The organism is Cryobacterium sp. Y57, from assembly GCF_002929505.1.
Lineage (GTDB): Bacteria > Actinomycetota > Actinomycetes > Actinomycetales > Microbacteriaceae > Cryobacterium.
Genome location: NZ_PJJL01000070.1, coordinates 220992 through 239749, shown reverse-complemented (window position 1 = coordinate 239749; position 18758 = coordinate 220992). Strand labels below are relative to the sequence as shown.

19 protein-coding genes are annotated in these 18758 nt (G+C 64.2%); 9 read left to right on the top strand and 10 right to left on the bottom strand.

Translation table 11 applies throughout. From position 1 onward, the window contains the following. Positions 1-5: 5 nt before the first annotated feature. Complete coding sequence (locus tag CXY72_RS14005) at positions 6-401, top strand: DoxX family protein (RefSeq protein ID WP_104128276.1); 396 nt, start codon at positions 6-8, stop codon at positions 399-401. Here CXY72_RS14005 and CXY72_RS14000 read toward each other — a convergent pair whose 3' ends face one another. The 9 genes from CXY72_RS14000 to CXY72_RS13960 form a co-directional block, all read right to left on the bottom strand. Beyond that, positions 402-773: a hypothetical protein gene (locus CXY72_RS14000; protein WP_104128275.1), complete on the bottom strand. Its 372-nt coding sequence runs from the start codon at positions 771-773 to the stop codon at positions 402-404. It abuts the gene before it with no gap. Then, positions 770-1417 carry a hypothetical protein gene (locus CXY72_RS13995; RefSeq protein ID WP_104128274.1) on the bottom strand — a complete coding sequence of 216 codons (648 nt, stop codon included), beginning with the start codon at positions 1415-1417 and terminating at the stop codon, positions 770-772. The genes CXY72_RS14000 and CXY72_RS13995 overlap by 4 nt, the downstream gene beginning before the upstream one ends. 24 nt (positions 1418-1441) lie before the next feature. Further along, complete coding sequence (locus tag CXY72_RS13990; RefSeq protein ID WP_104128273.1) at positions 1442-2740, bottom strand: Nramp family divalent metal transporter; 1299 nt, start codon at positions 2738-2740, stop codon at positions 1442-1444. 293 nt (positions 2741-3033) lie between these two features. Further along, positions 3034-3774, bottom strand: a complete 741-nt coding sequence (locus tag CXY72_RS13985) for a DUF998 domain-containing protein (RefSeq protein ID WP_158252582.1) — start codon at positions 3772-3774, stop codon at positions 3034-3036. An 85-nt stretch (positions 3775-3859) separates the two neighbouring features. Beyond that, positions 3860-4888, bottom strand: a complete 1029-nt coding sequence (ilvC, locus tag CXY72_RS13980) for a ketol-acid reductoisomerase (protein WP_104128271.1) — start codon at positions 4886-4888, stop codon at positions 3860-3862. A gap of 44 nt (positions 4889-4932) precedes the next feature. Continuing rightward, positions 4933-5442 (bottom strand): acetolactate synthase small subunit, encoded by a 510-nt coding sequence (gene ilvN, locus CXY72_RS13975; protein WP_199184046.1) that lies wholly within the window; start codon positions 5440-5442, stop codon positions 4933-4935. Between the two features lie 2 nt (positions 5443-5444). After that, a complete protein-coding gene (locus tag CXY72_RS13970; RefSeq protein WP_104128269.1) occupies positions 5445-7238 on the bottom strand; it encodes an acetolactate synthase large subunit in 1794 nt (597 codons plus the stop codon). Positions 7239-7292: 54 nt separating this feature from the next. Further along, positions 7293-8987 (bottom strand): dihydroxy-acid dehydratase, encoded by a 1695-nt coding sequence (gene ilvD / locus CXY72_RS13965; RefSeq protein ID WP_104128268.1) that lies wholly within the window; start codon positions 8985-8987, stop codon positions 7293-7295. 31 nt (positions 8988-9018) lie between these two features. Then, positions 9019-11289 carry a bifunctional alpha,alpha-trehalose-phosphate synthase (UDP-forming)/trehalose-phosphatase gene (locus CXY72_RS13960; RefSeq protein ID WP_104128267.1) on the bottom strand — a complete coding sequence of 757 codons (2271 nt, stop codon included), beginning with the start codon at positions 11287-11289 and terminating at the stop codon, positions 9019-9021. Positions 11290-11394: 105 nt separating this feature from the next. Here CXY72_RS13960 and CXY72_RS13955 point away from each other — a divergent pair, with 105 nt between their 5' ends. From CXY72_RS13955 to CXY72_RS20195, 8 genes are all read left to right on the top strand, one after another. Next, positions 11395-11583, top strand: a complete 189-nt coding sequence (locus tag CXY72_RS13955) for a hypothetical protein (protein ID WP_104128266.1) — start codon at positions 11395-11397, stop codon at positions 11581-11583. A gap of 116 nt (positions 11584-11699) precedes the next feature. After that, entirely contained in the window at positions 11700-12209 is a 510-nt protein-coding gene (locus CXY72_RS13950) for a hypothetical protein (protein WP_104128265.1), read from the top strand. Positions 12210-12279: 70 nt separating this feature from the next. Then, positions 12280-14055: a glycoside hydrolase family 15 protein gene (locus CXY72_RS13945; protein ID WP_104128264.1), complete on the top strand. Its 1776-nt coding sequence runs from the start codon at positions 12280-12282 to the stop codon at positions 14053-14055. An 86-nt stretch (positions 14056-14141) separates the two neighbouring features. Beyond that, the gene (locus tag CXY72_RS13940; protein WP_104128263.1) at positions 14142-14744 is read left to right on the top strand and encodes a biotin transporter BioY; all 603 of its coding nucleotides are present in this window, start codon (positions 14142-14144) and stop codon (positions 14742-14744) included. After that, on the top strand, positions 14741-15421 hold the full coding sequence (locus CXY72_RS13935) for an ABC transporter ATP-binding protein (protein WP_104128262.1): 681 nt from the start codon (positions 14741-14743) through the stop codon (positions 15419-15421). The genes CXY72_RS13940 and CXY72_RS13935 overlap by 4 nt, the downstream gene beginning before the upstream one ends. Positions 15422-15431: 10 nt before the next feature. Beyond that, positions 15432-16025 (top strand): energy-coupling factor transporter transmembrane protein EcfT, encoded by a 594-nt coding sequence (locus CXY72_RS13930; RefSeq protein WP_104128261.1) that lies wholly within the window; start codon positions 15432-15434, stop codon positions 16023-16025. 145 nt (positions 16026-16170) lie between these two features. Further along, positions 16171-17163, top strand: a complete 993-nt coding sequence (locus CXY72_RS13925) for an FKBP-type peptidyl-prolyl cis-trans isomerase (RefSeq protein WP_104128260.1) — start codon at positions 16171-16173, stop codon at positions 17161-17163. 184 nt (positions 17164-17347) lie between these two features. Continuing rightward, on the top strand, positions 17348-17749 hold the full coding sequence (locus CXY72_RS20195; RefSeq protein WP_104128259.1) for a DUF1801 domain-containing protein: 402 nt from the start codon (positions 17348-17350) through the stop codon (positions 17747-17749). Between the two features lie 73 nt (positions 17750-17822). Here CXY72_RS20195 and CXY72_RS13915 read toward each other — a convergent pair whose 3' ends face one another. Beyond that, the gene (locus CXY72_RS13915) at positions 17823-18731 is read right to left on the bottom strand and encodes a glycine betaine ABC transporter substrate-binding protein (protein WP_104128258.1); all 909 of its coding nucleotides are present in this window, start codon (positions 18729-18731) and stop codon (positions 17823-17825) included. Between the last annotated feature and the right edge of the window lie 27 nt (positions 18732-18758).

Below are 18758 nucleotides of genomic sequence, written 5' to 3'. Positions count from 1 at the left end.
GACGAATGAGCAGCGACGTAATAGACGGTCTCCAACTGGTTCTGCGCGTGCTTCTGGCTCTGGTTTTCATTGGCGCCGGGATCATTCATTTTCGGCCAGCGGTGCAGCGCACGATGGCGGCGATGATTCCGCCGCGGCTGCGGCGGAGCGGTCTGGCCAACCCGGTCAACCTGGTGTTGTTCACCGGGGTCTGCGAGATCGCTGGCGGGCTGGGATTGCTTTATCCACCGACCATGGTGGTCGCAGCCGTGGCGCTCGCGCTGTTTCTGGCGGCGGTATTTCCGGCCAATGCCTATGCTGCGCGACACCCGAAGCGGTTTGGGCGGGTGGCGATTCCCGTGGTTCCCCGGCTCATCGCCCAGCTCGTATTGATGGCCGTCATTATTGTCTCGGTGCTCTAGCTAGACGATCAATCGGCCCAGGCTGAACACAGCGGCAATGTCGAGCGTTACGGCGGCCACCGCACACAGCCCCACGAGAAGGGTCAGGGCCTGCACTCCGAATGCCCGGTTGCGTCCGAGCCAGTAAGCGAGGGCGTAGACCAGCACCGGCAGGAACACCCCGAAGATGAGCACGGCCCAGCCGAAGCCGCTCAGCTGGGTGGCCAGTGCCTGCGCCTGCAGGTTCAGTCCGACCAGGTTGCCGACGGCTTCCCACACGTCGTAGGCATAGAACAATCCGAAGAATATTGCAATGCTCAGCAACGCCCACCGTGGTGGCTGTCGACGGGTGGCGGTGGTGTCGTCCGAGACATTGCCATCTGCGACGCTCATGAGCCCGCTCCCGAACCGCTGATGAAGGGCAAGGGGGCGAGCACGATGACGCCGATCAGCAGCCAGATCAGCCGGGCACGCGGTCGGCTCATGGTGAGCCAATAGGTCGCACCGAACCACGCGAGTGGCGCGCCTACCGCCAGCCAGGCACCGAGCGAGAACATGAATTCGGTGACCGGGTCGGTGACGGAATTTTCGATGCGCGCGACACCGATGAACCAGCCGATCGTATACAGCAGGTACATGCCGGCCAGGACACCCATGCCGACCAGAGCGGCGGAGCTCAGTGCCGCGCCGTCAGCTGCGGCGGTGTCGGCTGCCGCGCCGTCAGCTGCGGCGGTGTCGGCTGCAGTGATGTCGGCTGCGGCGGTGTCGGCTGCAGTGATGTCGGCTGCAGTGGTGTCGGCTGCAGTGATGTCAGCTGCAGTGATGTCGGCTGCGGCGGTGTCAGCTGCAGTGGTGTCGGCATCCGTCGTCTGGCCGGTTGCGCCCGGTCGGTTGGCCGAAACCGTCTGGTGCGGGAGGGTCCACCCCTCGGGCAGGGCGGTCGTGTTCGGCGCTGCCTTGCCGTTGTCTCCCGTCGCCAGGGTTGGATCATCGTCACCGGCCCAGTTCAGCGCATCGTCGTCGCGTGTGGCGTTCATTCCTACAGAGTATCCGGTTGCCACCTAGCCGAACAGCGGAGCAAGGGCCGTGATCAGCTGCTGCACTCCGAGCACGATGAACAGCAGCGCGCAGATTCCGAGCGCCACATTCGTGAACCACTTATTGCGCCAATCCCGTGGGACGCGCTTGCCGTTCAACAGTCCCAGGAGGGTGACGGCGAGAAACGGCATGAACAGTGCGCCGAGCACGCCATAGGCCAGAATGAGACCGATCGGTGAGCCGAGCAGGAACAGGATCATGGGAGGAAAGGTGAGCCACAACAGGTAGAACTTGAAGTACTTGCCACCGACGAGGGTGTCGGGGTGGCCAGACTTCTTGCCGCGCATGTTGCCCCAGAAGTCGGCGAACATGAGGCTCACACCGTTCCACACACCGATGATCGATGAGAAGGATGCCGCCCAAAAGCCCACCAAAAACCCGGTTCCGACGACGACGCCGTACTTCTCGTTGAGCACCGTGGAGAGGTCGAGCAATCCCTTGTCTCCCGCGCTCAGGGTGATGCCGGCAGCGGCGACCACCTCGGCGCCGACGACGAGCATGGCGACGACGAAGAGGCCGGTCATGACGTAGGCCATGCGGTTGTCGATGCGCATGACTTTCATCCAGCGCGGCGTGGACCAGCCTTTTTCGCGCAGCCAGTAACCGTAAGCGGCAAGGGTGATGGTACCGCCGACACCGCCGGCCAGGGCGAGGGTGTAGAGCACGCCGCCCTCGGGAATGATCGGCACGAGGCCGGCGAGCATGGCGGGAACGTTGGGCACGGCGATGACGGCGAGACCGACGACCGTGATGAACATGATGCCCACGAGCACGGCGGTGATCTTCTCGAAGAAGGCGTAGCGGCCGAACCAGACCATGGTGAGACCGGCGAGGCCCATGAGAACGGCCCAGACCGGCAACGGAAAGGCCGGGAACAGTGCCGCGAGGGGCAGGGCGGCCGAGGACATGGCCGTAGCCCCGTAGACGAAGCCCCACAATATGATGTATGGCCCGAAATACCAGGTGGTCCATGTGCCGAGGGACCGCCAGCCCTCAAAGATGGTCTTGCCGGTGGCGAGGGTGTATCGGCCGGCACCCTCGACCAGCACGATCTTGAGGATCACGCCGAGAATAACCGCCCAGAGCAGGGCGTAGCCGTAGCGCGAGCCGGCCACGAGGGTAGCGACCATATCGGCCGCTCCCACACCGGTGGCGGCCACGACGAGGCCGGGGCCGACGATCTTCCACTTGGGTAGTGGACCATCGCCGGGCGCTGCTGGTGCGACCAGCTTGTCGTCGTCGGTGGATTTGCCTGAGGTCATGGTAGTGCCGACCTTACGCGAGTGAAGCGGATGGCCCCCCAGCGCGTGGCACATCTGCTGACAGACGCCCCCACGCTGCGGCACAGCTGTGCATCCGGGCACAGGACCTGAAAAAAAGCGATGTTCTCGCCTCCAACGTGATGAAAGTCTACGTGTTGGGTCAGGGAGCGCCGTTCGACGCCGATGGAGTGTCGTGGTTCAGCCGAAGCGGGCTGTCGGGGCTCGTACTGCCGTTTCCGCGCGCTCAGCAGCGCGAACGTGCGGTGATCGTGTACCACGATCGCCGGCACGACTCATCGTCGGTCGCGGGTTTTTTCCGTGCTGGGCAGATGGAGACGCCGGATGCCGGCGGCAACCGAATATGTCCAGCCCAGGATGCCGAGGAGACAGACACGCTCGGCGAGCCCCAACAGCGCGGGCTGCACAGTGAGACTGAGCCCGAGAAAGAGCAGGCCCAGCATGGCGAGGGTGGTGAAGGCGAGGGCCAGGCCCCGGGCCGCGGGCAGCTGTCCGCTCTGATAGAGCCAGGCGGTGAGCAGCACCAGCGCCACCAGGGCGACGACAAAGCCCACAGTGGCCACGACGAGGTGGACGGTACCGGCCGTTGTCACGGCCACCACGCCGTGATCGGCCGCGACCGCAGCTACGTCGTTTTCCGCAGTCACCACATCGGTCGGGAAGAAGGCGAGCACACCCGAGCAGACGCCGCCGAGCGCAAACAGTGCCAGGCCCGCACTCAGGAGGCGAGGCGAGGGCACTCGGGCGCCCGGATGATTCGTGCGGGCCGTAGCGAAAAGTGCTCCGACGGCGGCACCCGACGTGACCGCCCGGCCCAGAAAATTGAGGTTCATCACCCAGCCGTAGGGACCGACAGCGAGATTGCTCTCGGCGCCGCTGATCGCGCTGTAGTGCGGCGGCAGAAACTGCAGCACCACGTCGACGAGAACGTAGAGCAGCACGCCGGCCATGGCGGCCGTCGCGCTGCGGCGCCGCCAGACACCTAGGGCGCGTGCGCTCATGCCGTTGACAGCCATACTCACCGGTCTTTCAGGTACAGCACCGGAGGGACCCTCGCGAACGAGGGCCCCTCCGGTCAAGCGAATCGCCTGCAGCGGATGCTTAGCGCGAGACCGATCCATCGGTGTAGTCGTCGTCGGTCGATGCGTTCCACGCGAAGAGCTTGCGCAGGCTGCGGCCGGTGGCTTCGATCGGGTGTTCTTCGCCCTTCTTGCGCAGGGCGAGGAACTCGACTCCGCCGTTGTCCTGGTCGGCGATGAAGCGCTCGGCGAACGCCCCGCTCTGGATGTCGGCGAGAACGGCCTTCATGTTCTCCTTGACACTCGGGTCGATCACGCGCGGACCCGAGACGTAGTCGCCGTACTCCGCGGTGTCGGAGACGCTCCAACGCTGCTTGGCGATGCCGCCCTCCCACATGAGGTCGACGATGAGCTTGAGCTCGTGCAGCACCTCGAAGTAGGCGACCTGCGGCTGGTAGCCGGCCTCGGTGAGAACCTCGAAGCCGTACTGGATCAGCTGCGAGGTACCACCGCAGAGCACGGCCTGCTCACCGAACAGGTCGGTTTCGGTCTCTTCGGTGAAGGTGGTCTTGATGCCGGCGGCACGCAGGCCACCGATCGCCTTGGCATAGCTGAGCGTGATCGGCCACGCGTTACCCGAGGCGTCCTTCTCAACGGCGACGATCACGGGAACGCCACGGCCGGCTTCGAATTCGCGGCGCACGGTGTGGCCGGGTCCCTTGGGAGCGACCATGACGACGTCGACGCCGTCCGGAGCGGTGATGTAGCCGAAGCGGATGTTGAAGCCGTGTCCAAAGACGAGGACCTTGCCGGCGGCGAGGTTCGGCAGCACGTCGTCCTTATACAGGTGACGCTGCACTTGGTCGGGAGCGAGGATGACGATGACGTCGGCCCAGGCCGCGGCATCCGCTGTGGACAGTACGGTGAAGCCGGCTTCTTCGGCCTTGGCCGTGCTCTTGGAGCCTTCTTTCAGGCCGATCTTGACCTCAACTCCGGAGTCGCGCAGGTTCTGCGCATGGGCGTGACCCTGCGAGCCGTAGCCGATGACGGCCACCTTCTTGCCCTGGATGATCGTCAGGTCGGCGTCTTTGTCGTAGAAAATCTCAGACAATATGTTTCTCTCCTCATGAATTGATGGTTGGAAAACTGAAAACGTTAGTTTCTGAAGACGCGCTCGGTGATCGACTTCGATCCGCGGCCGATGGCCAGCAGACCCGACTGGGCAAGTTCCCGAATGCCGAACGGTTCGAGCACCCGCAGCAGCGCCTGGGTCTTGCCGTTGTCGCCGGTGACTTCGATCACGACGGCGTCGGTGGCCACGTCGACGACGCGGGCCCGGAACAGGTTGACCGCTTCGAGCACCTGCGAGCGGGTCGTGGCGTCGACCTTGACCTTGATCAGCAGGTGTTCGCGCTGCACCGACTGCGACACGTCGAGCTCGACGATCTTGATGACGTTGATGAGCTTGTTGAGCTGTTTGGTCACCTGCTCGAGCGGTACGTCGTCGACATCGACCCGGATTGTGATGCGGGACAGGCTGGGGATCTCGCTGTGGCCCACGGCGAGGCTTTCAATGTTGAACCCGCGACGCGCGAACAGGCCGGCGACGCGCGTGAGCAGGCCGGGCTTGTCTTCGACAAGCAGACTCAGAACGTGGCTCGTCACGGTTATTCGTCTCCCCAGGTTGGTGCGTGGTCTTTGGCGTATTGAACGAAACTGTTGCTGACTCCCTGCGGAACCATCGGCCAGACCATGGCGCCGGGGCTCACGATGAAGTCGATCACGACCGGGCGGTCGTTGGTGGCGAGGGCCAGTTTGATGGCGTCATCCACTTGATCTTTGCTGGTGACCCGAATTCCGAGCGCGCCATAGGCATCCGCCATCTTGACGAAGTCGGGAACCATGGCCGTACCGTGACCGGTATTGAGATCGGTAAACGAGTGCCGTCCGTCGTAGAACAGCGACTGCCACTGGCGCACCATGCCGAGCGAGGAGTTGTTGATGATCGCGACCTTGATCGGGATCTTGTTGATCGTGCAGGTGGCGAGTTCTTGATTGGTCATCTGGAAGCACCCGTCGCCGTCGATCGACCAGACGACCCGGTCAGGCTCGGCCACCTTGGCGCCCATGGCGGCCGGAACGGAGTAGCCCATGGTGCCGGCGCCACCGGAGTTGAGCCACGAGTTCGGGCGTTCGTACTTGATGAACTGCGCCGCCCACATCTGGTGCTGGCCGACGCCGGCCGCATAGACCGCCTCGGGTCCGGTGAGTTCACCGATGCGCTGGATCACATACTGCGGAGCGAGCAGCCCATCGGTCGGCTCGGTGAAACCGAGCGGAAACTCGTCCTTCAGTCCGTGCAGGTAGGTCCACCACTCGGCCGTGTCGGACGCGCCGCCCTGGAGAACTTCCGCCCAGGCGATGATCAGATCGGCGATGACGTCCTTGGCGTCACCGACGATGGGTACGTCGGCGAAGCGAATCTTGGAAATCTCAGCCGGGTCGACGTCAACGTGCACGATCTTCGCGCTCGGGGCGAATTCGCTGATTTTTCCGGTCACCCGGTCGTCGAAACGAGCTCCGAGCGAAATGATGAGGTCGCTCTCCTGCAGCGCGAGAACGGCCGGAACCGTGCCGTGCATGCCCGGCATACCGAGGTGCTGGGGGTGCGAGTCGGGAAAGGCTCCGCGGGCCATGAGCGTGGTCACGACGGGCGCACCGGTCGCCTCGGCCAGGGCCAGCAGTTCAGCGGATGCGTGGGCGCGAATAACACCGCCGCCCACGTATAGCACGGGCTTCTTCGCAGCCAGCAGCAGCTGCGCTGCCGCCTGCACCTGCTTACCATGGGCCTTGACGATCGGCCGGTAGCCGGGCAGGTCGAGCTTGGGCGGCCAGATGAACGGCGCCAGGTTCTGCTGGGCATCCTTGGTGATGTCAACGAGCACCGGGCCTGGCCGGCCGGTGGAAGCGATGTGGTACGCCGACGCGATCGCGGCCGGAATCTCTTCGGCGCGGCGAGCGAGAAAGGAATGCTTGGTGATCGGCATGGTGATACCGATGATGTCGGCTTCCTGGAAGGCGTCCGTTCCCATCGAAGTGGAGAATACCTGGCCGGTGATCGCGAGCAACGGCACCGAGTCCATGTAGGCGTCTGCTATGGCGGTGACGAGGTTGGTCGCACCCGGGCCGCTGGTGGCGATTGCGACGCCGACGCGCCCGGTCGCAGAGGCGTAGCCCTCAGCCGCGTGGCCGGCACCCTGTTCGTGGCGGACCAGAATATGACGAATCTTGGTCTGCGTCATGAGCTCGTCGTAGAGCGGAATGACGGCGCCTCCGGGGATGCCGAAGACGTCGGTGACGCCGAGCAGCTCGAGAGTGCGAATGATTGCACCCGAGCCGGTGAGCATCTCCGGCTCGGCAGACGCCGGAGCTGAAGGCACGGGAGTGGTTTCCGTGGTCATGGTCGTTGAGTCCCTACTTCGAATCGATGGGTTTGGGCTTACCCGTGCGCGAGATCACCCAGTGATGGCGCCTTCGGCGGCTGAGTGCACGAGCTTGGCGTACTTGGCGAGGACGCCACGGGTATAACGCGGGGGAAGCGGCGCCCAGCCTTCTCGGCGGGCGGCCAACTCAGCAGGTGCGACCAGTAGGTCAAGCGTGCGAGCTGCGATATCGACCCGTATCAGATCCCCATCGCGCACGAAGGCGATTGGACCTGCGTCCACCGCTTCGGGTGCTATGTGGCCGATGCACAGTCCGGTTGTGCCGCCTGAGAATCGACCGTCCGTTAATAGTAGTACATCGGAGCCGAGCCCTGCGCCCTTGATGGCGGCAGTGATCGAGAGCATCTCGCGCATTCCCGGCCCGCCCTTGGGGCCTTCATAGCGGATGATGACAACGTCACCCTCGTAGATCTTGCCTTCGGTCAGGGCATCCATCGCCGCACGTTCTCGCTCGAAGACCCGTGCCGGTCCCTCGAAGACGGCGGCGTCGAATCCAGCGGTCTTCACGACGGCACCCTCGGGGGCAAAAGTGCCCTTGAGGATGGTGATGCCACCGCTCTTGTGAATGGGGTTGTCGAGCGTTCGCAACACCTCCCCATCGAGGTCGGGCGGGTCGATCTCGGCGAGGTTCTCGGCCACGGTCTTGCCGGTCACGGTGAGAGCATCACCGTGAATGAGGCCGGCCTCCAGCAGCGCGCGCATGACGACGGGAACGCCGCCCTGGCGGTCGACGTCGTTCATGACGTACTTGCCGAAGGGCTTCAGGTCGCCAATGTGCGGAACCTGGTCGCCGATACGGTTGAAGTCGTCGAGGGTGAGCTCGACCTCGGCCTCACGCGCGATGGCGAGCAGGTGCAGCACGACGTTGGTCGAGCCACCGAAGGCCATGGCCACGGCAATGGCGTTCTCAAACGCCTTGCGGGTGAGAATGTCGCGGGCGGTGATGCCAAGGCGCAGCATGTTGACGACGGCTTCGCCCGAGCGTCGGGCGAAATAGTCACGGCGACGGTCAGCGGATGCCGGGCTCGCCGAGCCGGGCAGGCTCATTCCGAGGGCTTCCGCGACGCTGGCCATGGTGTTCGCGGTATACATGCCACCACAGGCACCCTCGCCGGGAGCAAACGCACACTCGATGCGCTTGGCATCCGCTTCGCTCATCCGGCCGGCCTTGACCGCGCCGACCGCTTCAAACGAGTCGATGATGGTGATGTCTTTTTCGGTGCCGTCGGAGAGTTTGACCCAGCCCGGCGCAATCGATCCGGCGTAGAGGAACACGCTCGCAAGGTCGAGTCGAGCGGCGGCCATGAGCATGCCTGGCAGCGACTTGTCGCAGCCGGCGAGCAGCACGCTGCCATCGAGCCGTTCGGCCTGCATGACGACCTCGACCGAGTCAGCGATGACTTCCCGGGAGACGAGGGAGAAATGCATACCTTCGTGACCCATCGATATGCCGTCGGAGACCGAGATGGTACCGAATTGCAGCGGGTAGCCGCCGCCGGAGTGCACGCCCTCCTTCGCCGCCTGCGCGAGGCGGTCGAGCGACAGGTTGCACGGTGTGATCTCGTTCCACGAGCTCGCAATACCGATCTGGGGCTTGTCCCAGTCCGCATCGCCCATACCGACTGCACGGAGCATTCCACGAGATGTGGTGGCCTCGATTCCATCGGTCACGTCGCGGCTACGGGGTTTCACATCGATCTCAGGCATGCTTCCGAGTCTAGAACCTTGCCGAGCCGGGTCAACGCGCCTGGGCAGCGCGGAGCTCCGCGATACGCACCAGCACCTGGGTTACCTCGTGCGGGCTGCGCACCCGGTAACTCGCGAGAGTGGCACCCTGCCCGATTTTGAGCCCAAGGTCGTCGTCCCGCAAAACCCCGAAGGCATCCTCGTCGGTCACGTCGTCACCGGCGTAGAACACGCGGTCGGCACCGGTGTAGTCGCGCAGCTTCTTCAGGGCGTCGCCCTTGGTGCTCGACCGCACCGAGAATTCGAGCACGTTCTTACCTTCTCGAACGGTCAGCCCGGGCAGCTGATCGCCCAGTTGCTCGCGCGCCTGGCGTTCGGCCCTCTCGCCGTCTTCCTCGGTTGCGAGGCGAGTGTGCAGGGCCAGGCCAGCGGGTTTGCGCTCGATTGTGGTGCCGGCGATCCCGCCGGAGATGCTCTCGAGCACTCGGGCGAGGGTATCGAGTTGCTCGAGCTCGGTGGAAAGCAGGTTGAGCTCGATCCCGGGAGTGTCCAGCTGCACCTCGATGCCGTGCGAGCCGGTGAGCAGCACCGAACTCTGCGGCTGGGCGACGTGTTGCAGGCTCACCAGGGCCCGTCCGGAGACGAGCGCGACTCGCACGCCCGGCAGGTCAAGCAGGGCCTGCACGGCTTCCCGGTTGCCGGCGATGGCACGGGCGTCTTCGGGATGGTCGACATGGGGCGCCAGGGTGCCGTCGAAGTCGAGGGCGATGAGCAGGTTCTCGGCGCTGGCAATGCCCTGCAGGGCCAGGTCGAGGTCGTCGGAAATTCCGGCGGGCACGGCGGCGGCGCCGGTAAGCGCTCTTAAAAAGGAAGCCGACCAGACGGCGACATCGTTTTCGGCGACTTTGCGTCGCAACGACCGCATGCGGCGCGTCCGCTCCCGTTGTGGCATCTCGATCGCCCGCACGATGGCATCCTTAGTACCGTCAATGTCGTGCGGATTGATGAGAATCGCCTGTTTGAGTTCATCGGCGGCGCCGGCGAACTCGCTCAACACAAGCACTCCGTCAACGTCGAAGCGCGCGGCCACATACTCTTTGGCGACCAGGTTCATGCCGTCGCGCAAGGCGGTGACGAGCATGACATCGGCGGCGAGGTACATCGCGACCATCTCTTCGCGCGGATAACTGTGGTGGTGGTAGCTGATGGCAGTGTGACTGATAGTGGAGAAATCGCCGTTGAGCCGGCCGACGGCGAGCTCGATCTCGTCGCGCAGGGCCATATAGGTACTGACGCGTTCGCGTGACGGGCTGGCAACCTGCACCAGGGTGACGTCTTCAACGCTCAACCGGCCGTCGGCGAGCAGCTCACCGAAGGCCTTGATGCGGTGGCCGATGCCCTTGGTGTAATCGAGCCGGTCGACGCCGAGCATCAGTGTTTTGGGATTGCCGAGGTCTTCGCGAATTTGGCGAGCCCGGGCTTGAATGTCGGGGCGCCGGGCTAGTTCTTCGTAGCCGGCCGAGTCGATCGAGATGGGAAAGTGTTTGGCGACGACGCGGCGGAAGTCTCCATTGTGGCCGCTCTCACTGGTCGGCACGTCGATGACGACGCCGCGGGTGGGGTAGCCGTAAAGACGACGTACCGCCTGGGAGAAGTTACCGGCGTCGGCACTGCGCTGGAAGCCGATCACGTCCGCGCCGAGCAACCCGTGCAAAATCTGTTTGCGCCACGGCAACTGCGCATATATTCCATATGGCGGAAAGGGAATGTGATTGAAGAAACCGATGACGAGGTCGGGGCGGGCTTCGCGCAGCATGCGCGGCACAAGCTGCAGCTGGTAGTCGTGCACCCAGACCGTTGCGCCCGGGGCAGCGACTGCAGCAGCAGCCGCTGCGAATCGGCGGTTGACGGTGATGTACGCTTCCCACGTTTCGCGGTGAAAGCTCGGCGGAGCGATAACGTCGTGATAGAGCGGCCAGAGCGTGTCGTTGGAGAAACCCTCGTAGTAATCCTCGATGTCGGCTTCATCGAGCCGCACCGGCACGAGCGAGATCCCGTCATTTTCGAACGGTTCAAAATCGCGGGCGGCGACACCCGGCCAGCCGACCCAGGCTCCATGCGAGGAACGCATCAGCGGTTCAAGCGCGGTGACCAGCCCGCCGGGCGAGGTACGCCAGGTGACGGCGCCATCCTCGGCCTCTTCGTAATCCACCGGCAGCCGGTTGGAGACGACGACGAAAGTGTACGTGCCGGCGGGGGCAGGCGCGGATGCTACGGCGGGCGGGTCGACCAGTGACCGTGTGGGCTCGGCTGAAGTTGTAATGGATCATCCGTTCCGGGCACACCGGAGGTGCACACCTTTGTTGCAGCTCTAAGGTTACCAGTCGGACCACGCCTATTCCCGGGTAACCTGATGCCGGAGGAACACATGCGAAAATTCTTATTCAGCAGCGCAATGATCGGCGTTATCGCCGGTGGTTGGAACACCGTCCAAGCTACGCGGCACGGCCCGCGGGACTGGCGCCTCGTGATGCTGTGGCTCGGCTGGGGCCTGAGCGCCGCCGTCGCCATCGGCACAGTCATCGAAGACGCGAATAAACGTCAGGTTGAGAGCTGAACTCAGCTCCCAATCGGCGTGTTCGGCGGCGTGTCCCCCGGTGAATTGATGACTTTTCACCCAAAATATAGAGCGGCTTATTTCAGCTGCACACGTGCACCGGAAAGGGGCTTGTCATGTTCGGTCGTCGACGCCGACGTTTGGCCGCAAGTGCTGCGCTGAGCGTCGCCTCCATCCCGGTTCTGCGCGACGAAGAAATTTTCGAACTGCTGCACGACAAGCTCGCGGCCTTGGTCGGTGAGCACGGCGCCTGGACGCTGGTGGCGCGCAGCGCGCACGACACTGAGGTCATTTTTCACGGGTTGAAAGCCAGGGAGATCGCGACCGAGCTGACCGACGCGATCACCACCCAGCAATCCGCTCTGCGTGGCGAGAGCAGCGGGGAGCCGACCGCTCTGACCTGGTCCCCCGCGCCAATCACGACCTGGAGCGAAGCGGCCGCGATCCAAGTCCCCGCACAGGACGCTGCACCAATCAGGGCTGCCCTGGCCAACACTGCCTCGGTGGACGCCCTACTCGCCGAGTCCACGTCGATTGAACTGAGCGACGACGACCTGGCTGCGGCCTCCGCCGCCTGGATTGACAAGGCCTCCGCAACGCTCGCGTCGGCCCGCCTCGTCGTCTAACCGCATCGGCCACAACCGATGATGCCAGATCGTCGGTGAATTCTCACCCTGTAACTGACAGGATGGCCTGATGGCACTCAATATCGAGGACTACGCGCTCATCGGCGATTGCCATTCGGCGGCTCTTGTCGGTCGGGACGGCAGCATCGACTGGCTCTGCCTGCCACGCTACGATTCCGCTGCGATGTTCGGAGCCCTACTCGGTAACGAGAACCACGGCCGGTGGCTGCTGGCACCGGCCGACGCAGAAGCCACCGCCACCCGCAGCTATCAGGGTGACACCTTCGTGCTGTTGACGGTGTGGACCACGAAAACGGGCCAGGTCGAGGTACTCGACTTCATGCCGCACGGTAACGGCCGGGCCGATCTGGTGCGCCGGGTGCGCGGCATCAACGGCACGGTGCACATGACCCAGGATCTGCGCATCCGCTTTGGCTATGCCACGACGATCCCATGGGTGCGCCAGCTCAAGGGCGAGTCGGTGCGCGGCCTCGTGGCGATCGCCGGGCCCGACGCCATCGTGGTGCGCGGCCCTGCCCTGCGCGCCTCCGACCACCGCCACGTGTCCCATTTCGATGTCACCGCTGGCGACACGGTCGACGCCCATCTGACCTGGTATCCCTCACACCGCGATACTCCACCCGCCATCGACATCGATGCCGCCCATGCCGCGACCTGCGCCTGGTGGCAGAAATGGGCGTCGTGTTGCAGCCATGAGGGCCCTTTACGGGCCCAGGTGGTTCGTTCCCTACTCGTGCTGCGTGCGCTGACGCATGAGCGAACCGGCGGCATTGTGGCGGCCGCGACTACCTCGCTGCCTGAGCAGATCGGGGGCACCCGCAACTGGGACTATCGCTATGTCTGGCTCCGCGACGCCTCGCTCACGCTCGAGGTTTTACTCAGCCACGGCTACGAGGTGGAGGCCGACGGCTGGCGGGCCTGGCTGCTTCGCGCCATTGCCGGCGACCCGGGCGACGTGCAGATCATGTACGGGCTCTCCGGCGAGCGCTACCTGCCCGAGCACGAGCTGACCGCCCTACCCGGCTACAAAGGTTCCTCCCCCGCGCGCGCGGGTAACGGCGCGGTCGACCAGTTCCAGTCCGACGTGATCGGCGAAGTCATGGTGGCCCTGCACGCAGCCCGCGCTGCGGGTGTGCGCGAGAACGAGTTCTCTTGGCCGTTGCAGCGCGCCCTCATGAGCTTTCTCGAGAAGAACTGGCGCCGCGCCGACCAGGGCATCTGGGAAGTACGCGGCCAAGCCCGCGAATTCACGCATTCGCGGGTAATGGTCTGGGCCGCCTTCGACCGCGCTGTGCGCGGCATCGAAGAGTACGGCCTCGACGGCCCGCTCGACCGTTGGGGGACCCTGCGCGACGAGGTGCGCACCGATATCGAGACTCGCGCTTTTGACGCGGCTCGAAATAGCTATGTGCAGTACTACGGCAGCACCGAAGTGGATGCCTCACTCCTCGTACTCCCCCAGGTCGGCTTTTGTGCGCCTACCGATCCACGCATGCTCGGCACCGTGGCTGCGATCGAGGCAGACCTCATGCGAGATGGGCTGCTGCTGCGTTACCGCACCCACGCCGCGGTGGACGGACTGCCGCCGGGTGAGCATCCGTTTCTGGCTTGTTCCTTCTGGCTGGTCGAGCAATACGCCAAGTCGGGACGACGTGACGACGCCAATGCGCTCATGGATCGGTTGCTCGGCTTCGTGAACGATGTCGGGCTGCTCTCCGAGGAGTATGACGTGACCAGCGGCCACCAGATGGGCAACACCCCGCAAGCGCTCTCACACCTGGCCCTGGTACGGGCAGCGGATGCGATTGAGGCGGCTGGCTCGTGATCCCGATCACGACCTCTACAGTTCGCGGTGTTTTGTTGTAGATATTCTTCAGCGCCGGGTGGGCGCCGAATTCTAGATTTGAAACCATGACCGATACCGCACGTTCGAGCGCCCCGACAAGGCGCATTATGCCCGCCCGTGATCTTGCCCAGATCGCTATCTTCGCCGCCCTCATCGCAGCGCTCGGCCTGCCGGGCCCCCTCAACATCGGGCCGGTACCGATCACCATGCAGACCCTCGGCGTGATGCTCGCCGGGGCGATTCTCGGCCCGCGCAAGGGAACCCTCGCCGTGCTGCTGTTTCTCGTTCTGACAGCGGTGGGTCTCCCCTTGCTCGCCGGCGCTCGCGGCGGCATCGGCGTCTTCACAGTCAGTCCGGCCGCCGGCTACCTGTACGGCTGGCTGCTCGGTGCCTTCGTCACCGGATACCTCACCGCCCGCCTGCTGCCGAAATACCCGTTCTGGCCCGCCCTCGGCGCCACGATCTTCGGCGGCATCGTCGCCGTCTACCTGGTTGGTATTCCCGTCATGGCCCTCAACCTCGGCCTGCCGCTCGTGACCACGATCGGCCTGAACCTCGCGTTCATACCCGGAGACCTGATCAAGGTCATCGCGACCGTTCTGGTCGCCCGTCAGGTGCACAAGGCCTACCCGGGTCTGATCGCGAAGGGTCGCCGGCCGGTAGCGTGAGCACCATACGCTTCGACCAGGTCGGGCAGTCATTCGGTGAGCGCAGGGTGCTGCGCAACGTGAATCTCAGCCTGACCGAGCACCGCATCGGCATCGTCGGCGCGAACGGCTCGGGTAAATCCACGCTCGTGCGCATGATCAATGGGCTCGTCACTCCAACGAGCGGCACCGTGACGGTGGACGGGCTCAACGTGGCCCGCCATGCTCGCGACGTGCGCCGCAAGGTGGGGTTCATTTTCACGAATCCCGACAACCAGATCGTGATGCCCACCGTGCAGGAAGACGTGGCGTTCACCCTGCGTCGACGCGGTCTCTCCCCCGCCGAGATCGCCGAGCGCACGGCGGCCGCCCTGGAACAATTTGGTTTGAGCGAGCACGCCGAGCAACCAGCGCACCGCCTCTCCGGCGGGCAGAAACAACTGCTCGCCCTCGCCGCCGTTTTGGTGGCACGTCCAGCCACGGTCGTCGCCGACGAACCGACGACCCTGCTCGACGCCCGAAATGCCCGGCGCATCGGAGAGCTACTGCACACGCTTCCCCAGCAGGTCATCGTCGTCACCCACCACCTGCACCTGGTCGAAGAATTCGACCGCGTGATCGTGATCGAGGACGGCACGGTCGTCGCTGACGGCGCGCCCGCGCAGTCCCTGGCGGCGTACCGCGCCCTGCTGCAGTGAGCAGCGGCACATGATCGGCCTGTACAGCCCCGGTACCTCATTCATTCACCGGGCGCCCACCCTGCTCAAGCTGTTTCTGCTCTCACTCTGCGTTGTTCTGATCGGAATCTCGCCCAATCCGTGGGTCGTCGGCGGCGCGGCAGCCGGCGTCGTGCTGTTGTTTTTGTTGGCGCGAGTTCCGGTGCGAGCGGCCACAGCCCAGATCGCCCCAATTCTGCTGATCCTGCTGGTCGCGGTACCAATCCAGGGATTGCTCTCCGGCTGGATGGTCGCCGCTTTGATGGCCGGCCGTCTGCTCGTGGCAGTAGCCCTCGCCGCCCTGTTCACGATGACCACGACGGTCACCGCCGTGCTCGAAGCGTTCCAGGCCCTGCTGCGACCGTTCCACCGGTTCATCGATGCCGACCGGGTGGGGTTGCTCGTCGCGCTCACCATTCGCTGCATTCCGTTGGTGAGCGACATCGTGCGCGAGGTGCTCGAAGCCCGCACGGCTCGCGGTACGCGGGGCTCGCTCCTGTCGATCGCCGTCCCGGTGGTCGTGCGCTCGCTCTACGCAGCGGATGCCCTGGGTGAGGCCCTGATCGCCCGCGGTCTCGACGACTGATCGGTCCCCGCTCGGTCGGCACGCCGGGGCATTCACTCAGCCGCTTCAGAGGCGATCCGTGGCAGAGTAAGGCTTTGGGCGTTCGCGCCACCAGACATCTACCGAAAAAAAGCCTGCCTGCAGCTACGTTCTCGAAAGAGGCCCCGTGTCGAAGATTCCCGCCCTGCTCGCCATCGTTGGCCTGACGCTCGCGCTGACCGCCTGCGGAAGCAGCGATACCCCCCAGCCAACGGATACCGCTGCTGCCAGTTCCCCATCGGCGGACTGCACGCAACCGGGAAAACTCTCCGACAGCGTCAAAGTCACCGGTAATTTCGGTGCGCCCCTCGACATCGCGATCGATGCACCGCTTGACCCCACCACTACCCAGCGCACGGTGGCGATTGAGGGAACCGGAACCGACACGGCTAAGAAAGACTCGATCGTGGAAGTCGCGCTCACTCTCTACAACGCCAAGACCGAGAAAGTCGTGCAGCCGACGACCTACTCCACTGACGGTGCAAGCCTCGTCATTCCCATTAACGACACTGGTTTACTGCATGGTCTCATTCGATCAGCCAATTGCGCCGTCGAAGGCGAGCGAATTGTGACTGTAAGCACAGCAGCGGATGCTTTCAGTGATCAGGGCGCCACCGGTGTCGCTGCGGGCGAGCCCGTCATCTTCGTCATGGACGTCATCAAGGTGATCAAATCCGTACCTACCAAGGCGTCAGGAACCGACTTGCCTGCCGAGGCCGGTCTCCCGACGGTCGCTCTTGCTGATGATGGCGCACCGACCGTAACCATTCCCGCCACCGAGGCTCCCACGGATCTGAAGATCTCCACCCTGAAGAAGGGTGACGGGAAGGTCGTCGCCGACGGTGCGAACGTGGCAGTGGCCTACACCGGTGTGATCTGGGCGACCGGCAAAACCTTCGACTCCTCCTGGGGCCGATCCCCGTACAGCGTCTTCCCGACGGGTGGCGTGATCAAAGGTTTCACTGCAGCGCTCGTCGGCCAGACCGTCGGTTCGCAGGTCATCGCCGTGATTCCGCCGGAGTTCGGCTACGGCGAAGCTGGCACCCAGGGAATTTCGGGCACCGACACCCTCGTGTTCGTAATCGATATTCTCGCCTCCGAAGGCGGCCCGAAGGCCTAAACACGTTCCTTTTACCCGGGCACCGCCCGTCGGCCTTTGGGGTGACGGGCGGTGCCTTTTTTGTACTGAGGGCCGGTTCCTGAGTGTCTACCCAGCCGCGCCGGGGGGTTGACGTGAGAGTGTGGAGTTCTGAACCAATTGCCCGGCAGCGTGTCGGGCGTGATCTCTCCCATCGAAAGAGGCTATCCCCCTGACATCCGCACCCGCCCCCATCATCACGATCAAGCCAACGACCAAGCCGTCGAATATTGACGAGTACGTTGCCGTTCCCGCCGAGCCGCTCGCCAGCGTCGCTGTCCTGCTCCGGGCCACGTTCGATCTTGGACTGCCCGAGACCGCAACGGAACTGTGGCACGGACATCCGGTCTGGCTCGACGACGACGTGCCGGTAGCCGGATTCAAGGCCTACCCGACGTTTGTGACCGTGTTGTTCTGGCGCGGCCAGGCCATCACCGATGACTCGGGCAAACTCAACGCGAGCGGGTCGGCGGAGATGAGCGAGCTCAAGCTGAAAAGCGTCGACGACTTCGACAGCGACCTGTTCGACGGCTGGCTGCAGCAGGTGCGCGAGCTCACCGTCGCCTAACTCCGTACCCCGCACAGCAAAATAGAACGGCCCGCGTCCAAGGACGCGGGCCGTTCGTCGTGCGAAAGCGTGACTAGCTGGTGAGGCCGTCTACGTACGCCTGGTTGTCTTCGATCCACTGCGCGATGATCGGAGCATAGTCCTGGCCGTCATAATCGACGAACATGGCCTGCTCGAGCGAGTACAACGTGTCGAGGTCCATCTCGAAGTTCTCGATCCACTCCGCAGCCTGCGGGAAGTCCGTCTTGAAGTCGGTGCTGGCGTAGGAATGGATACTTTCCACGCCGCCGAGGGCTCCCTGCGGGTCCTCAAGGTTCTTGAGCGGGAACTTGTTGTACGCCCAGTGCGGCTCCCACAGGGTGACGACGATGTTCTCGCCGTTGTCGGTGGCCGTCTGCAATTCGGTCAGCATGGCCGCCGTCGACGAAGTGAGGTATTCCATGTCCTCGAGGCCGTAGCCCGGAATAACGTTGTTCGTGGTCGCGAGGGTCAGGCCGGCGCCGGGCTCGATACCGACTATGCGGTTGTCGAACAGGTCGGCGTTGGCCGCGAGTTCCTCGAGTGAATCGATCGGGGCATCCGCGTTGACGGCGATCGCGTTGCGCGACTCCTCGTTCCAGGCGCCGAGGTCGACGATGTCGTCGCCATATTCTTCGAGGTAGGACGCATGCGTTACCGGTAACCAGACATCGAGGTTGAGGTCGTAATCACCGGTCGACAGACCGGAGTACACCGGCGCGACGTCCCCGTACTCCAGCTCGACGTTGTAGCCCTTCTCGTCGAGAATGGCTTTCCACAGCTCGGAGGCGGCAATGGCCTCATCCCAGCCGTTGAACACGGCGATCGACATATCCTTCTTGTCTTCATTGCCGTTACCGACGGTTTCGGTCTCACCGGAGGCGGCGCAGCCGGTGAGAGCCAGAATACCAACGGCTCCCAATGCCAAGCTCGACTTGATACGTGATCTAGAGCGGTTCTTCATAGGTCTTCCTTTCGTGCCACCTGCTGT

Excerpts from the sequence above, each read along its gene's own strand:
- CXY72_RS14005 (WP_104128276.1), top strand. The coding sequence starts at position 6 with ATGAGCAGCGACGTAATAGACGGTCTCCAACTGGTTCTGCGCGTGCTT.
- CXY72_RS14000 (WP_104128275.1), bottom strand. The coding sequence starts at position 773 with ATGAGCGTCGCAGATGGCAATGTCTCGGACGACACCACCGCCACCCGT.
- CXY72_RS13995 (WP_104128274.1), bottom strand. The coding sequence starts at position 1,417 with ATGAACGCCACACGCGACGACGATGCGCTGAACTGGGCCGGTGACGAT.
- CXY72_RS13990 (WP_104128273.1), bottom strand. The coding sequence starts at position 2,740 with ATGACCTCAGGCAAATCCACCGACGACGACAAGCTGGTCGCACCAGCA.
- CXY72_RS13985 (WP_158252582.1), bottom strand. The coding sequence starts at position 3,774 with ATGGCTGTCAACGGCATGAGCGCACGCGCCCTAGGTGTCTGGCGGCGC.
- CXY72_RS13970 (WP_104128269.1), bottom strand. The coding sequence starts at position 7,238 with ATGACCACGGAAACCACTCCCGTGCCTTCAGCTCCGGCGTCTGCCGAG.
- ilvD (WP_104128268.1), bottom strand. The coding sequence starts at position 8,987 with ATGCCTGAGATCGATGTGAAACCCCGTAGCCGCGACGTGACCGATGGA.
- CXY72_RS13955 (WP_104128266.1), top strand. The coding sequence starts at position 11,395 with ATGCGAAAATTCTTATTCAGCAGCGCAATGATCGGCGTTATCGCCGGT.
- CXY72_RS13950 (WP_104128265.1), top strand. The coding sequence starts at position 11,700 with ATGTTCGGTCGTCGACGCCGACGTTTGGCCGCAAGTGCTGCGCTGAGC.
- CXY72_RS13945 (WP_104128264.1), top strand. The coding sequence starts at position 12,280 with ATGGCACTCAATATCGAGGACTACGCGCTCATCGGCGATTGCCATTCG.
- CXY72_RS13940 (WP_104128263.1), top strand. The coding sequence starts at position 14,142 with ATGACCGATACCGCACGTTCGAGCGCCCCGACAAGGCGCATTATGCCC.
- CXY72_RS13930 (WP_104128261.1), top strand. The coding sequence starts at position 15,432 with ATGATCGGCCTGTACAGCCCCGGTACCTCATTCATTCACCGGGCGCCC.
- CXY72_RS13915 (WP_104128258.1), bottom strand. The coding sequence starts at position 18,731 with ATGAAGAACCGCTCTAGATCACGTATCAAGTCGAGCTTGGCATTGGGA.